Source organism: Microbacterium sp. NPDC089698, from assembly GCF_044749045.1.
In the GTDB taxonomy this organism is placed as follows: Bacteria; Actinomycetota; Actinomycetes; order Actinomycetales; family Microbacteriaceae; genus Microbacterium.
In genome coordinates this window covers 335,476-351,681 of the sequence record NZ_JBIVHE010000003.1, presented here as the reverse complement: position 1 = coordinate 351,681, position 16,206 = coordinate 335,476, and the positions used below count along the sequence as shown (strand labels likewise).

Genomic DNA, 16,206 nt, shown 5'->3' with positions numbered 1-16,206 from the left:
ATCCGGGGGGAATACGTGGTGAAGTCGTTCGCGTGGTTGCGGATGCGACCCAAGACACTCGCGTCCGTCGCCGCCGTGAGCGCCGCCGCGATCGCGGTCACCGGCATGGCGTTCGCGTATGAGGGCAACCCGACCGCCGAGGTCGATCTGCACGACGGCGGCGTCTGGCTCACCAAGACCTCGAGCCTCATGGTCGGCCACTTCAACAACGAGTCGCGCCTGCTCGACGGAGGCCTGCGCACCGCCGGCGAGAACTACGACGTCGAGCAGTCCGGCGGCATCGTGCTCGTCACCGACCGCACCGCCTCGACCGTCACCAGTGTCGACCCGGCCCGCGTCGTGCTCAGCGACGCCGTGCTCGTCCCCGGCGGGGCGAAGTCGGTGCTCGGCGGCTCGACCGTCGCGATCCTGGATCCGAAGGACGGCAAGCTCTGGGTCGTCCCGTCCTCGGGACTGAACGGCTTCAAGGCCGCGGGCAAGGATCCGCAGGCGACGCTCGGCCCGAACGCCGACGTCACCGTCGGCAAGGACGGCACCGTCTACGCCGTCTCCGCCAAGAACCGCAACGTCGTCACGGTGCACGTCGACGCTCAGGGCGATCCACAGCCGCCGTCCACCGAGGGCATCGAACTCGCGGAGGGCGCCAAGCCCACGATCACCGTCGTCGGCAGCACCCCCGTCGTGCTCGACGCCAAGGCGAAGACCGTGTTCGCGGGCGGTCACCGCACGGAGCTGACCGGATCCGAGGTGAAGGACCTCGACGCCGCGATCCTGCAGCAGCCCTCGGCCGAGAACGCGTCCGCCGTGCTCGCCACCGCCGACGCGCTCATCGACGTGCCGCTGGACGGATCCGCGCCGAAGGTGCAGGACGTCGGCGGGACCGGCGCCCCCGCGGCGCCCGTCTCCCTGAACGGCTGCACCTACGCGGCGTGGGGCGGATCCGCGAAGTTCCTCCGCGACTGCATCGGTGACGCCAACGACCTCAAGACCACGATCGACGGCGCGGAGAGCAGCACCTCGCTGGTGTTCCGCGTGAACCGCGACGTCGTGGTCCTCAACGACACCGCGGGCGGCGCGGCGTGGATGGCGACCGACAACCTGCAGCGCGTGGACAACTGGCAGGACATCGTGCCTCCGGAGGGCGATTCCCAGCAGCAGGATCAGACCACCGACGACCAGGTCGAGACCACCCTGCCCAAGCGCACGCCCGAGAACACGCCTCCGGTCGCGAACAACGACGAGTTCGGAGTGCGCCCCGGCCGCACCACGATGCTGCCGGTGCTCGACAACGACACCGACGCGGACGGCGACGTGCTGGTCGCCTCGCTCGCCCAGGAGCAGCCGTCGCTCGGCGACGTGCAGCCGATCAACAACGGCGGCGCGCTGCAGATCGCGGTGCCGGAGAACGCCACCGGATCCGCCTCGTTCCAGTACCAGGCCGATGACGGCCGCGGTGGCACGGCGACCGCGACGGCCGCGCTCACGGTGCACGACTGGAGCGTGAACGCGCCGCCCAAGCAGAAGCGCGTGCCAGGGGTGCTCATCGAAGCCGGCGGCACCGCGACGTACAACGCGCTGCCGGACTGGATCGACCCCGACGGCGACGACGTCTACCTGAAGGACGTCGAGGCCGCCCCCGGCGACCAGGTCGACTTCACCCCCGACGGGCAGCTCACCTACCGTGCTCTGGCGAGCCTGCCCGGCCGCAAGGAGATCCGGATCACCGTCGCCGACGCGATGGGCGAGTTCACCACCGGCACGATCCGCCTCGACATCCGTCCGGCCGGCACCACCGAGCCGAAGACGAACGCCGACCACGTCGTCACGCGGGCGGGCGAGCAGGTTACGGTCTCGCCGCTGCTGAACGACTCCAGCTCCGGACGCGAGCCGCTGCGCCTCACCCGCGTGGACGAGACGCCGGGCGCGGTGATCACCCCGAACTTCGCGGAGGGCACCTTCACATTCCAGGCCGACGCACCGGGCACCTACTACATGCAGTACCTCGCCAGTGCCGGCCCGAACGCGGTGCCGGGCCTCGTCCGCGTGGACGTGCTCGACAAGACGGCCGAGGCCGGGGCGCCGATCGCCGTGCGCGACGTCGCGCTGCTGCCCACGGGCGGCGATGTGCTCGTCGGCGTGCTGAACAACGACATCGACCCCGCCGGAGGCATCCTCGTGGTGCAGTCGGTCACGGTGGAGCCGCACAGCGGCGTCGCCGTGTCGGTGCTCAACCACGAGACGCTGCGGGTCACCGATCAGGGCAACCTCGACAAGGAGGTGCGGATCAAGTACCGCATCTCGAACGGATCCAAGACGGCCGACGGCGACGTGATCGTCATCCCGATCCCGGCGCCGAGCAAGCTCGACCCGCCGACCGCCGTCGAGGACACCGCCGTCGTGCGCGCGGGCGACGTGGTCACCATCCCGGTGCTCGCGAACGACAAGCACGCGCCCGGGACGACGCTGCACGTCGCGCCGAAGCTGATCGAGCCGCTCGTGGACCCGAAGTTCGGCGAGGCGTTCGTCTCGCAGGACACGGTGCGCTTCCGTGCCGGTGACACCCCTCGTACCGTCTACGCCACGTACGAGGCGATCGACTCGAACGGGCAGAAGGCCGCCGGATACATCACGATCCAGATCCTCCCCGTCGACGAGAAGACGAACACCGCCCCCAGGCCGCACGATCTCACGGTGCGCGCGCTCAGCGGCACGAGCGTGCGCATCGCGGTGCCGCTGGACGGGCTGGACGCAGAGGGCGACTCGGTCGAGCTCGTCGGACTCGACTCCGCGCCCAAGCAGGGCAAGGTGACGGAGGTCGGCACGAACTTCCTCACGTATCAGGCGTTCGACAAGGGCAACGGCATCGACGCCTTCACCTACCGGGTGCGCGACCGGCTCGGCAAGGAGGCGACGGCGACCATCCGCGTCGGCATCGCCCCGAGCGCGGGCACCAACCAGGCCCCGTACGCGGTGAAGGACTCGATCGTCACGCGCCCCGGCCGCACGGTCGGCGTCGCGGTGCTGGCGAACGACTCGGATCCGGACGGCGATCCGATCGGCCTGCTCAAGAAGGGCATCACCCTCCCGCAGGGCGTCGACGGGCTCAAGGCCGAGGTCTCCGGCGATCGGGTGCTGATCACGGCGCCGGACAGGCCGCTGCAGACGTCCGTCGAGTACACGATCGCCGATGACAAGGGCGCGACCGCCACCGCGCCGGTGCAGATCACGGTCGCCGACGACGTGCCTCTCGTGCCGCCGATCGCCCGCGACGACCGGGTGCAGGCGAGCGACCTCAAGGGCAAGAGCCTGCAGGTCGAGGTGCCGGTGCTCGACAACGACGAGGATCCGGACGGCGTCGTCGACGAGCTCAAGCTCACCACCGACGACCCGAACGCCAAGGTGCTGCCGAACCGCAAGATCCAGGTGACGGTCGGCGAGCAGCGCCAGCTCGTGCAGTACACCGTGACCGATCGCGACAATCTGACCGCTTCGGCGTTCATCTTCGTCCCCGCGCTCTCCGAGCTCGCGCCGACGCTCGTGAGCACCAAGCCGGTCGAGGTCAAGAGCGGCGAGACCAAGGAGCTCCCGCTCTCCCAGTACGTCACCGTCGCCGGCGGCGGCGAGGTGCGCATCACGCAGGCCGACAAGGTCAGCGCGGTGAACGGCAACGGGGCCCCGCTCATCAAGGACGAGCACACGCTCGTCTACACCTCGAAGCAGGGCTACTTCGGCGACGACGCGGTCACCTTCGAGGTGACCGACGGCACCGGCCCCGACGACCCGAAGGGTCGCAAGGCGATGCTGAGCCTGCCGATCACCGTGCTGCCACCCGACAACCAGCCGCCGACGTTCACGAACGCGCAGGTCTCCGTCGCCCCTGGTGAGCCGGAGCAGAAGGTCGATCTCGCCGCACTCGCGAAGGATCCGGATCCGGAGGACGCGAAGAAGCTGAAGTTCGCGATCACGGGACAGCCGGATCACGGCGTCACGGCGAGCCTGGACGGATCCACGCTCAAGGTGCAGGCGGACTCGAACGCGCCCAAGGGCACGGCCACGACCGTGCGGTTGACCGTCACGGACGGCAAGACCGAACCTGTCACCGGCACCGTCAACGTGACCGTCTCCGCGTCGACGCGCTCTCTTCCGGTCGCGAACGAAGACACGGTCGCTCAGGCCGACCAGGGCAAGCCCATCACGATCCCCGTGCTGCAGAACGACGTCAACCCCTTCCCGGACAAGCCGCTGAAGGTCCTCTCCGTCGGCGTGCAGACCGGCTCCGCGGCCTCCGCGGTGCAGGGCGACAACGTCGTGATCACCCCCTCGAAGGACTTCGTCGGGCAGGTCGTGGCGACCTACCGGGTGCAGGACGCGACGAAGGATCCGGACCGCGAGGTCGACGGCCGCATCGTCGTGACGGTGCAGGGCATCCCGGACGCCCCTGGTGCGCCGCAGGTGACGAGCGTGCAGGACCGCACCGTGGTGCTCAACTGGTCGGCGCCGTCGAACAACGGCGCCGAGATCTCGGGCTACACGGTCAAGGCGACGAGCGGGGGCGGCTACACCAAGCAGTGCCTGTCGACGACCTGCACGCTGGAAGGCCTGACCAACAACGTCAAGTACACGTTCGCGGTGACGGCGACGAACCGCGTGGGCGAGAGCAAGCCGTCCCCGGTCTCGCAGGAGGCCCGTCCGGATGCGCGCCCCGACACCCCGAACCCGCCGACGCTGAAGTTCGGCGACAAGTCGCTGCAGGTGAACTGGCAGACCCCGACGACCCCCGGTTCGCCGGTGAAATCGTTCAACCTGGAGATCTCGCCGGCGCCGCCGAGCGGCGTCGCGACGAAGACCGGCGTTTCCGGCAACAGCCTGAAGTGGGACGGGCTGGAGAACGGCGCCAACTACCAGGTGCGCGTGCAGGCCGTGAACGACGCACCGGAACCGTCGACCTGGTCGGGGTGGTCGGCCGCGGAGGTCCCGGCCGGACCGCCGACGGCGCCGGGCACCCCGAACGCGCAGAGCGCGCCCTCGGTCGGCCCGCAGTCGCAGATGACGGTGACCTGGACGGCCGCCGGGCAGAACGGTGACGCGATCTCGAGCTACGACCTGCAGGTGCTCCGCGGCGGACAGCTCGTGAACACGGTGAAGGTACCGGGCACGCTGAACACGCAGACCGTGACCGTGGACAACTCGTCCTCGGACTACACGTTCCAGGTGCGCGGCAACAACAAGGCCGGCCCCGGCGCCTGGTCGGGGATCTCGAACGCCCGGCGCGCGTTCGGGCAGCCCGGCGCCACGACGCTCACGAGCGTGGTCGAGCAGAACAACAACATCCAGGTGGCGTACAACCTGGCGGACACGAACGGCGCGAGCCCCGGCGAGATCCACTACGAGTACTCGATCGGCAACGGCTGGGTGCGCAGCTGGAACGGATCGGACATCCCCGCGGCCAACAACGGCACCTACACCGTGGAGGTGCGTGCCTACTCGGTCGTCGGCGGACAGGAGTCGCAGCCGGGTGCTGCAGGGTCCAAATCGGGAGTGCGGCCCTACGGCCCGGTCAACACACCGGGCGCGAGCGCCACGAACAACGGCACGACCGTGACGATGGGCTGGTCGGCGCCGGCCGACAACGGCCGTCCCATCGACGTGATGCAGATCAGCATCGACGGCGGAGGCTGGCAGAATGTCGGCCGCAGCGGCACGCAGACCAGCGGCTCGGCGTACTCCACGACGCACACGATCAAGGTGCGCGCGCAGGACTCGGAGGGCCACTGGTCCAGTGAAGCCGTCGCCTCCGCTCGCACCAACGACCCGCCGCCGCCGCGCGTCTGGGTGACCCAGGGCGATCCGGCCGGCAGCGGCTGCGTGAACGGGTGCCGCTACTTCGTCGTGAACTGGCAGAACCTCAACATCGGCAGCTACACCGTGACCTGCCATTCCAGCGCCGACGGTCAGATCGGGTCGGCGAGCTACCGCATCAACTTCAACGGCGCAGGCTCGCAGCAGCTCGGCTGCTGGAAGGGCAGGGACGGCGTCGACGTATGGGTGGACATCGCCGGCTGGGGCGGATCCGTCGACACCGAGAAGAACTACTGGCCGCATGCGTAGCCGCGGCGGACGCCGCGGCCTGACGACAGCATCAGATCTGAACGAAATCCAGAGGATCCACACATGACGATGACCCCCGAACAGGCAGCCTGGTTCCAGGGCACCTTCAGCCGCCTCGCCGACAACGTCGACCGCGCGCTGCAGGGCAAGCGCGACGTGGTGAGCCTCGTGCTCGCCTCGATGCTGGCCGAGGGGCACGTGCTCCTCGAGGACGCGCCGGGCACCGGCAAGACGAGCCTCGCGAAGGCGCTCGCCGCAACCGTCCAGGGCACCAGCTCGCGCATCCAGTTCACGCCGGACCTGCTCCCGTCCGACGTGACCGGTGTGACGATCTACGACCAGAACACGCACACCTTCGAGTTCCATCGCGGTCCGGTGTTCGCCTCGATCGTGCTCGCCGACGAGATCAACCGCGCCTCGCCGAAGACGCAGTCGGCGCTGCTCGAGGTCATGGAGGAGTCGCGGGTCACGGTGGACGGCGTCGCGCACGAGGCGGGCCGGCCTTTCCTCGTGATCGCCACCCAGAACCCGATCGAGCAGGCGGGCACGTACAAGCTGCCCGAGGCGCAGCTCGACCGCTTCCTGATCAAGACCTCGATCGGCTACCCCGACCTCGACGTCACCGCGTCGATCCTCGCGGGCGCCGCCGACCGCAACCCCTCCGCCAAGCTCACTCCCGTCATCACCACGAGCGCGGTCGCCGACATGGCCGATCTCGCCGCGGCCGTGCACGTCGAGCCGGCCGTGCTGCGCTACATCGCCGAGCTCGTCGAGGCGACCCGTGCCGACACCGCGATCCGTCTCGGCGTCTCGGTGCGCGGGGCGCTCGCGATGGTGCGCATCGCGAAGGTGTGGGCCGCCGCGCAGGGACGCCACTACGTGCTGCCCGACGATGTGAAGGCGCTCGCGCGGCCCGTGTGGCTGCACCGCCTGCTGCTCGACCCCGAGGCCGAGTTCGCCGGCACGACCCCCGAGACCGTCATCGCCCGTGTCGTCGAGAAGGTCGCCGCCCCGCAGGCGCGCGCCGCGGCCTGAGCCGCACCCGGGCCGCAGGAAGACGGAGAGCACGACGATGACCACGACCGCTGAGACGCGCGGAACCGACCGTCCGGCCGGGGCCGATCGCGAGGCCGGCTGGCGCGACATCGCCGCGCTGCTGCTCGCGCGCATCGGCGGCCGGCTGCGGCTGATGGCCGGCGCGGTGCGCCCGCTGGCCTGGGTTCTCGCCGCGATCGCGCTCGGCTGCCTGGTCGTCGCTCTGCCCCTGGGCTGGATCGAGTTCGCGGTGATCGCGCTCGTGCTCGCGGTCGTGCTCGCGCTGTGCGCCCTGTTCCTCATCGGACGCACGGCCTACGAGGTGAACCTCGATCTCGCCCGCACCAGGGTCGTGGTCGGCGAGCGCGCCGTCGGCGCGCTGACCCTCGCGAACCGCGGGAGCAGGGCGATCCTGCCCTCCCGCGTGGTGCTGCCGGTCGGCGGCGGTCGCGGCGAGTTCGGCATCAAGCGCCTTGCGCCGGGCGAGGAGGCCGAGGAGCTGTTCGCGATTCCCACGCACCGCCGCGGCGTGGTCTCGGTCGGACCGGTCAGCGTCGTCCGCGGCGACCCGCTCGGGCTGTTCGAACGCGCGCACCGCCGCGACGACCCCATCGACCTCTTCGTGCATCCGCGCACGATCGTGTTCGACGGGCAGTCGCTCGGATTCCTGCGCGACCTCGAGGGGCTCCCGGCATCGGACCTGTCCCGCGACGACGTGTCCTTCCACGCCCTGAACGAGTATCAGCCCGGTGACGACCTGCGGCGCGTGCACTGGCGCTCCTCGGCGCGCACGGGCGTGCTCATGGTGCGGCAGTACGAGGAGACCCGCCGCTCCCACTTCGTGATCGGACTCAGCCGGTCCGCGGGGGACTACGCCGATCCCGAGGAGTTCGAGCTGGCGATCTCGCTCGCCGGATCCGTGGGCCTGCGCGCGATCCGCGACTCGCAGCACGTCGACCTCCGCGTGCAGGGCCGCGCCCTGCCGTCCGGCACCGGCAAGCAGCTGCTCGACTCGCTGGCCGGGGTCGAGGAGAGCCGGGCGAAGGAGGGCGGCCTCTCCGCCCTCGCCGGCGTGGTCGCCGCGCACATGCCGCTGTCGAGCGTCGTCGTGCTGGTGTGCGGTGCGCGCACGAGCGCGGAGGAGATGCGCACCGCCTGCGCACGGCTCCCGTTCGGATCCCGGGTGCTCGCGATCGTCGCCCAGCGCGGAGCGACGCCCACGCTGCGGCGCATCGGCGAGGCGGATGTCATCACGGTGGGCACCCTCGAGCAGTTGCCGTTGGCTCTCGGGAAGGTGCTCGCATGACCCGGCCGCTCCCGCTGCGCCGCACGCTCGTCGACCTCGCCGCGGTCGCGCTGCTCCTCGGCGTCGGCGTCGTCGGCTGGTGGCCGTCGTTCGCCGGCGGGTCCTACCTCCCCGCCGCGCTCGGCGGCCTCCTGCTGGGACTGGGCATCGCCCTCCTGTGCGCGTGGCGCGGCTGGGGGATCCTCGTCGTCGCGGGCTTCACGCTCCTCGCCTATTTCGTGTTCGGCGGCGCGCTCGCGCTGCCGAGCACCACGATCCTCGGAGTGATCCCGACGGGTGAGACGCTCGGAGGGCTCGCCGCGGGAGCCGTCACGAGCTGGAAGGCGATGCTCACCACGGTCGCTCCGGTGGCCGTGGGCGACGGGTACGGGCTCGTGCCGTTCCTGTCGGCGCTCGTGCTCACGACCGTCGCCGCCTCGCTCGCGCTGCGCCTGCGCCGGCCGACCTGGGCGCTCATCCCCGCGGGCGTGCATCTCGTGCTCGTCATCGCGATGGGCGTGCCGCAGCCCGCGGTCCCCCTCGTGCAGGGCGTCGTGTTCGCGATCGTCGCGGTCGCGTGGCTGGCGCTGCGCGGGCTCGGCGGATCCGCCGAAGCCGCCGTGTCGGTGGACGCCGACGGATCCCGTTCCCACGCGCTGCGCCGACGGCGCCTGCTCGCGGGAGCGGCGGTGCTCGTGGTCGCGGCGCTCGCCGGAACCGGGGCCGCGGCCGCCACCACGCTCGCCGAACCCCGCCACGTCTTCCGCGATGTGGTGCTGCCGCCCTTCGACGTGCACCAGTACGCGAGCCCGTTGCAGGCGTACCGCGGCTACGTGAAGGATCATCGCAAGGACAGCCTGTTCACGGTGAAGGGCCTGCCCGAGGGCGCACGGATCCGCATCGGCACGATGGACGACTACAACGGCGTGGTCTACGACGTCTCGGACAAGGGCGTCGGCTCCTCGGGCGCCTTCGGTCCGATCCGCGACGCGATGTCGGCGGATGCGACCGGCTCCGTCGCGCATCTGCAGTTCACCATGGACCAGTACTCGGCGGTCTGGGTGCCCGATGCCGGCCAGGTGCAGAAGTTCACCTTCGGCGGATCCGACGCCGACGCGCTGCGCCGCGGGGCCTACTACAACGAGTCCACCGGCACCGCGGTCGCGATCTCGAAGCTGCGCAAGGGCGACACGTACACCGTCGACACCACGATCCCGAAGACCTGGTCCGACAAGGAGCTCGAGGGGCTCGACTTCGGCACGGTGTCGATGCCGAAGCAGGTCGAGGGACCGGAGAAGCTCTCCGCCCTCGCGAGCGACGTCGTGGCCGACGCGAAGACCCCCATCGCGCAGGTGCGGGCCCTCGTGAAGAAGTTCTCCGAGGAGGGGTTCTTCAGCCACGGCCTGGAGGGCGAGGCGCTCAGTCGGGCCGGGCACACGGAGGAGCGCATCTCGACGCTCATCGGCGGCGAGCAGATGATCGGCGACGACGAGCAGTACGCGGTCGCGATGACGCTCGCGGCGCGATCGCTGGGGATCCCGGCGCGCGTGGTGATGGGCTTCTACCCGGACAAGGGCAAGACGGGCACGTTCTCCGCCAACGGCGACAACCTGCACGCCTGGGTCGAGGTGAATTTCGCGAAGGCGGGCTGGGTGGCGTTCGACCCGACCCCGCCGAAGGACAAGGTCCCGCAGGATCAGATCACCAAGCCGAAGGTTGTACCCAAGCCGCAGGTGCTGCAGCCGCCGCCTCCGCCGCAGGAGCCGGTCGACCTGCCGCCGACCGTGCCGGATCAGCGCGGCGCGCAGGACGGCCCCAACAACCTGCTGGGCATCATCGGCGCGGTGCTCGCGATCGGCGGAAGCGTGCTGCTGGTGCTCGCGATCCTCGCCGCCCCCTTCATCGTGATCGGCGCATGGAAAGCCACGCGCCGTCGCAAGCGCCGGGCCGCCGAGCAGACGGCCGACCGCATCAGCGGCGGCTGGGACGAGCTCACCGACCGCGCCGTGGACTACGGCGCGCGGATCCCCGCCGGTGCCACGCGGGCCGAGGAGGCGAGGACGGTCGCGACCGCCCTCACGGTGCCCGCGGTGACCGTGCTCGCGGATCATGCGGACGCACAGGTGTTCGGCCCGTCCGAGCCCACCGAGGAGGACGTGGACGCGTTCTGGCAGGAGGTGGACGGCATCGTGGCCGGCCTGGGCAAGGACGCGAAGTGGCATCGCCGTCTGCTCGCCCGGCTCAGCCTGCGCTCGCTCCTGGGCGGGTCGCGCCTGTCGGCGGGCGTGCAGGGGCTCCGGGATGCGGCATCGGAGCGGATCCGCCGGCCCGGAACCGGATCCTCTGGCGCCGGGACGACGACACCTGGCACGATCAAGAGCAGCCCGCGCCGGCGCGGACCACGCCCTGCCGGCCCCGCATCCGAGAGCGAGACCCCATGACCACGAGCCAGGCCGGGTCGATCGCACCGCTCGCGCGCCGTGCGATCGGCTGCCTCATCGACGGCGCGATCGCCGCGTTCATCGTGATCGTCGGCTACGGCGTGACACTCGCCACCACGCTGCCCGGGCTGACACAGGAGAACGCCGCGGCGCGCGCCGGCGGTCTCGTGCTCGGCATCGGGGCGACGCTCGTCGTGGCGCTGGCCTGGTTCCTCGTCCTCTGCGTCATGCAGGGCGGGGGCGGATCCGTCGGCATGCGCGTCATGAAGCTGCGGCTGGTGCGCGCCGACACCGGCGCCCCGCTCGGCTTCGGGCGCGCGCTGCTGCGCGCCATCGTCTTCGGGTTGAGTGCCGCGATCGTGGTCGGGTACTTCACCCCGTTGTTCGACGGATCCGGTCTGTTCCAGGGCTGGCACGACAAGGCGGCGGGCGCGATCGTGCTCGACGTCCGGGGCGCCGCCGCGCCTGCACCCGCCGCGCCGCACTCGGCGTCGGCTGCCGTTCCCGCCGCGCCGGTCGCCCCTGTCGCGGACGTCGCCCCTGTCGCAGGTGTCGCCCCTGTCGCGTCGTGGGACGACCCCGACGGTGCCACCGTGACGTCGCTGCCACCGCGCCCGGGCGACCCGGTCGGCGCTGCCGCCGTGCCCGCCGCAGCACCCGCTGTCTCCCCGCCGCAGGTAGCGCCGGCGCAGGTGGTGCAGCCGCAGGCGGCTCAGCCGCAGGTCGCGGATTCCGCCGAGGAGGCGATGATCACCACGGTGCCCGGCATCAGCCCGTCGGCGCCGGTCGCCGCCCCGGCGCCGACTCCCGTCACCGGTCCTGAGGCATCGTCCGCCCCCGTCACGCCGGTCGCGTCTGCGGCGGCCCCGGTGCCGGATCCTGTCGAGGAGCCCGCGACGGCGCCCACCGCGACGGTCGCAACGGCGCCGGCCGGTGCCGCTGGTGCCGCTGGTGCCGCGCCGAGCCCCGCCGCGTGGGACGCCGAGGACGACGACGCGGAGGACACGCGCATCAGCATCCCCGGTCACCGGCTGCTGTTCGTCTGGGACGACGGTGTCCGGGCGATCGTGTCGGGACGGACCCTTTTCGGGCGGAATCCCGCCGCCGAGCCCGGTGCGGCCGTGGTCGTGGTGCGCGACGAGACCCTGTCGCTGTCGAAGACCCACTTCGAGGCGGCGGCGGAGACCTCGGGAGGCTGGGTGCGCGATCGGCATTCCACGAACGGCACGACCGTCGTGCGCGACGGCGTGCGCATCGCCTGCCCGCCCGGGGAGCGCGTGCGGATCCGTCTCGGCGACGCGATCGAGATCGGCGAGCGGATCGTGACGGTCGGAGGCTACGCATGATCGCGCCCATCGTCGCGCGCGTCGGCGCCGCCACGGACACGGGCCTCAAACGCGCCCACAACGAGGACTCGCATCTGGCGCAGGCCCCGCTCTTCCTGGTCGCCGACGGCATGGGCGGGCACCAGGCGGGAGACCGTGCGAGCAGCATGGTGGTGCGGGAGTTCCAATCGCTGCTCGGCCGCACGGTGCTCACCATCGACGACGTCGGCTTCGCGCTGGCGCACGCGAGGACGGCCGTCGAGGCCATCGCGCACGACGGTTCTGCCGGGGCCGGCACCACCCTCAGCGGCGTCGCGATCGCGGAGGTCGATGGGGCCGGATACTGGCTCGCGATGAACATCGGGGATTCGCGGACGTACCGCTACGCGCATCGCGCACTCGAGCAGATCTCGGTCGACCACTCGGTCGTGCAGGAGCTCATCGACGCCGGCGAGCTGCGCGCAAGCGAGGCGCGCCACGATCGCCGTCGCAACATCATCACGCGCGCGATCGGCGCGGGAAGCACCGGGGAAGCCGATTTCTGGATGATCCCCGCCGCGGCCGGGGACCGGATCCTGATCTGCTCCGACGGGCTGAGCTCCGAGGTCGACGATCGGGAGCTGAGCGAGATGCTCGCGATCTTCGAGGATCCGCAGGCCGCGGCCGAGCGGCTGGTCGCCCGGGCGCTCGAGCTCGGCGGGCGCGACAACGTGACGGCCGTCGTCGTCGACGCGATCCACGTGAGCGCCCGCTCGAGCGGTGCGAACACCGGGGGCTTCGACGACATCGACTCGGATACGCGCCCGCGTGCCGAGGCAATGGGGGGGATGCAGTGATGGATGCCGTGTACGCATCGGGGGACTGGTATCTGCTGGTCGGACCGCGCGCCGTTGTCGCGCTGCCGCCGGACGCGTCCGGTGCGCTGATCTCGACGCTCTGGGAGCGGGTGGGATCCGGCGACGACGACTTCTCCGGCATCGTGGATGTGCTCACCGCGGCGGGCGGCGGATCGTTCGCCGCGATCCCGCCGTTCGCGGCCATCGTGCACGAGGGAGAAGACGCCCGCGTCGCCGTGCGCGGCCGGGTGACGGCGCGGGTCTTCGCCGCGGAGGTGCATGAGATCAGCGGCGCCGAGGTCACGACCTGGTCCGAACGATTCGTGCCGGGCGCGACCGGCGGCGAGCTGGTGCTGCAGGAGGTCGACGACGCCGACGCGTCGCTCCCGATCGTCGCGGGCGTGGTCCGCGCGGCGGCGTCCCGCTTCGGGGAGCGCCCCGAGCCGACGGCCGTCGAGCCGGAACCCGAGCCAGAGCCCGAGCCGGAGCCCGAAGCCGAGCCGGAGCCGGAGCCTGAGCCCGAGCTCGAGCCCGAGCCGGAAGTCGAGCCCGAGCCAGAGTCCGGGCCGGAGCAGGAGAGCGAGTTCGAGGCGGAGCCGGAGTACTGGCGTCAGGCCGCCGCGGTACCGGTGGCGGAGGCCGCAGTGGATGCTCCCTCCGAGCCCGAGCCCGAGCCCGAGCCCGAGCCCGAGTCCGAGCCCGAGCCTGAGCCTGAGCTCGCGCCGGAGCCGGAGCCGGAGCCCGTCGCGATCCAGGAACCCGTCCGGGCCTCCGAGCCTGCCGACGACGTCGACGACACCGTGATCTCGGCGCCGCCGGTGTCCGCGACGGTCGTGCCCGCCGTCGACGCCACCGTCATCCCTCCACTCGAGGGCGGGCATACGCTCGACCTGCGCCCCGCCGCCCCGCTCTCGGACGGTGTCGCCGAGGACGATGGGGACCACGACGGCGCGACGATCTCGCTCGCGCAGGCCCGTGCGCTGCGCGGGGACGCCTCCGCCGACGACCCGGTCTTCGCATCGATCCCGGCGGCTCCCGCGTCCGAGCCGTCCGTGCCGACTCCGCGGATCCGGCTGTCGACGGGACAGGTCGTCGACCTCGATCGCACGGTCGTGATCGGCCGCCGACCGCGTTCGACCCGATCCAGCGGCACGAGCCTTCCTCACCTCGTGGCCGTCGACAGCCCGCAGCAGGACATCTCGCGCAGTCATCTCGAGATCCGTCCCGAGTCGGATGCCGTGGTCGTGATGGATCTGCACACCACCAACGGATCCACGCTGCTGCGCAACGCCAGCGACCCGGTGCGGCTGCACCCGGGCGAGCCCACGATCGTCGTCACCGGTGATGTGATCGATCTGGGCGACGGGGTGACCATCGCCTTCGAGGACCTGCCATGAGCAGGCCGCCGTCTCCGCCGCCGCAGCTCGCGGGCTTCGACTTCGTCGAGCCGCTGGGAACGGGCGGATTCGCCGACGTCTTCCTCTACGAGCAGCAGCAGCCGCGTCGTCGCGTCGCGGTGAAGGTGCTGCTCGCCGACCGCCTCGCATCGGGCGCGGCGCAGGAGTTCGCCGATGAGGCGAACGTGATGGCGATGCTGTCCACGCATCCTGCGATCGTCACGATCTATCAGACCGGGGTGGCCGACGACGGGCGCCCGTATCTGGTGATGGAGTACTGCCCGCGGCCCAACCTGCAGCAGCGCGCGCGCAAGGAGGCGTTCAGCGTGGCCGAGGCGCTGCGCGTCGGCGTGCAGGTGGCCGGTGCGGTCGAGACCGCGCATCGCGCCGGAGTCCTGCACCGGGACATCAAGCCCGCGAACATCCTCGTCACGGCGTACAACCGTCCGGCGCTGACCGACTTCGGCATCGCCTCGACGACCGGCGCGGTCAGCGAGGCGGCGGGCATGTCCATCCCGTGGTCGCCGCCGGAGTCCTTCGGCGATCCGCCGCAGAGCAGCGCCCGCAGCGATGTGTACGCGCTCGCTGCGACCCTCTACTCGCTGCTCACCGGGCGGAGCCCCTTCGAGAAGGCGGGCCAGCGCAACAGCGGCGCGGATCTGATCTCGCGGATCGAGACCGAACCCGTGCCGCCGCTCGGGCGCGCCGACGTGCCGGAGAGCCTGATCCGCGCGCTCGAACGCGGCATGGCGAAGAACCCGGCCGATCGATTCCCCTCCGCGGTGGCGTTCGCGCGCGCCCTGCAGAAGATCCAGATCGAGCTTTCGCACTCCGTGACCGCGATCGACATCGTGGACGAGCACCAGGCCGACCCGGACCCGGATGAGGACGACGACGGCCTCACCCGGGTGCGCGAGGTCGTCAGCATCGACCCGAACCCCTCGGCGACGCGGCCCTCCGCGGCCACGCGCCCGGTGCAGTCGCCGACCGATCCCGCGCTTCCCGGCCCACGGTTCGATCCGCCGGCTCCGAGCTCGACCGGATCCGACGTCGACGCCACCGTCGTCACGCCCCGCGCGGATGCGATGATCGAGGTCCCCCGCGCCCGGCCCGCGGACGATGACGCCACGCGTGTGCGTCCGCCGCAGGTCGTGGATCCCGAGCCGGCCGCCGCGGCGGTTGCTGCGGCGCCCCTCGCGCCGGTGACGCGCTCCGCGGATCTCCCGCCCGGCAGCGCGGCCGCGGCGACACCGGACCCTTCTCCGGCCGACCGGCCGCCCCCTGCCGCCGTCGCATCCGAGCCCGTGCCCGCCGCGGCGGGCCGTCGTCGCGGAGCGCTGTGGGCGGTGCTTTCGGTCGCGGCGGTGCTCCTTCTCGCCGGGGGGTCGGTGCTCGCCGTGAACCTCCTCAATGCACAGGGGCCGAAGCCGAAGCCGCAGTCCTCGGCGACCGCGGATCCGCAGGATCCTCTCGCCGATCTCGCCCCCGTGCCGAAGGACGTGACCGGCACGCCGGATGGCGCGGGAGCCGTGCACTTCACCTGGACGAATCCGAGCGTCAAGGAGGGCGACGCGTATCTCGTGACCGTCTTCACCGCGGCCGGCGAAGACACTCCGACGAACGTCGACGCTCCCGAGATCACGGTCCCGGCGCAGCCGGGCGGGAAGACCTGCATCCAGGTCGTCCTGCGCCGGGCGAACGGGTCGGCATCGGCCGGCGCGAAAGGATGCACGTCATGAGCGCTCGCGAGCGGCAGGGGAAGCCGGAGCCCGTGGACGG

General features: G+C 71.6%; 8 protein-coding genes. All 8 read left to right on the top strand.

Annotated features, from left to right (window positions below):
• The first annotated feature begins 42 nt into the window (after nt 1-42).
• The 8 genes from ACIPY5_RS11565 to ACIPY5_RS11530 all read left to right on the top strand — a co-directional run bounded on the left by ACIPY5_RS11565 (nt 43) and on the right by ACIPY5_RS11530 (nt 16,166).
• Nucleotides 43-6,108 (top strand): Ig-like domain-containing protein, encoded by a 6,066-nt coding sequence (locus tag ACIPY5_RS11565; protein WP_400970702.1) that lies wholly within the window; start codon nt 43-45, stop codon nt 6,106-6,108.
• Between the two features lie 63 nt (nt 6,109-6,171).
• Complete coding sequence (locus ACIPY5_RS11560) at nt 6,172-7,143, top strand: MoxR family ATPase (RefSeq protein ID WP_309356830.1); 972 nt, start codon at nt 6,172-6,174, stop codon at nt 7,141-7,143.
• Between the two features lie 37 nt (nt 7,144-7,180).
• Nucleotides 7,181-8,449 carry a DUF58 domain-containing protein gene (locus tag ACIPY5_RS11555; protein ID WP_400970699.1) on the top strand — a complete coding sequence of 423 codons (1,269 nt, stop codon included), beginning with the start codon at nt 7,181-7,183 and terminating at the stop codon, nt 8,447-8,449.
• Complete coding sequence (locus tag ACIPY5_RS11550) at nt 8,446-10,869, top strand: transglutaminase family protein (protein WP_400970696.1); 2,424 nt, start codon at nt 8,446-8,448, stop codon at nt 10,867-10,869. The genes ACIPY5_RS11555 and ACIPY5_RS11550 overlap by 4 nt, the downstream gene beginning before the upstream one ends.
• Nucleotides 10,866-12,215 (top strand): RDD family protein, encoded by a 1,350-nt coding sequence (locus ACIPY5_RS11545; RefSeq protein ID WP_400970693.1) that lies wholly within the window; start codon nt 10,866-10,868, stop codon nt 12,213-12,215. Before ACIPY5_RS11550 ends, ACIPY5_RS11545 begins: the two co-directional genes overlap by 4 nt.
• A complete protein-coding gene (locus ACIPY5_RS11540) occupies nt 12,212-13,030 on the top strand; it encodes a PP2C family protein-serine/threonine phosphatase (protein ID WP_400970690.1) in 819 nt (272 codons plus the stop codon). The genes ACIPY5_RS11545 and ACIPY5_RS11540 overlap by 4 nt, the downstream gene beginning before the upstream one ends.
• Entirely contained in the window at nt 13,030-14,427 is a 1,398-nt protein-coding gene (locus ACIPY5_RS11535) for an FHA domain-containing protein (RefSeq protein WP_400970687.1), read from the top strand. Before ACIPY5_RS11540 ends, ACIPY5_RS11535 begins: the two co-directional genes overlap by 1 nt.
• Nucleotides 14,424-16,166 (top strand): protein kinase, encoded by a 1,743-nt coding sequence (locus ACIPY5_RS11530; RefSeq protein WP_400970684.1) that lies wholly within the window; start codon nt 14,424-14,426, stop codon nt 16,164-16,166. Before ACIPY5_RS11535 ends, ACIPY5_RS11530 begins: the two co-directional genes overlap by 4 nt.
• Nucleotides 16,167-16,206 lie beyond the last annotated feature (40 nt).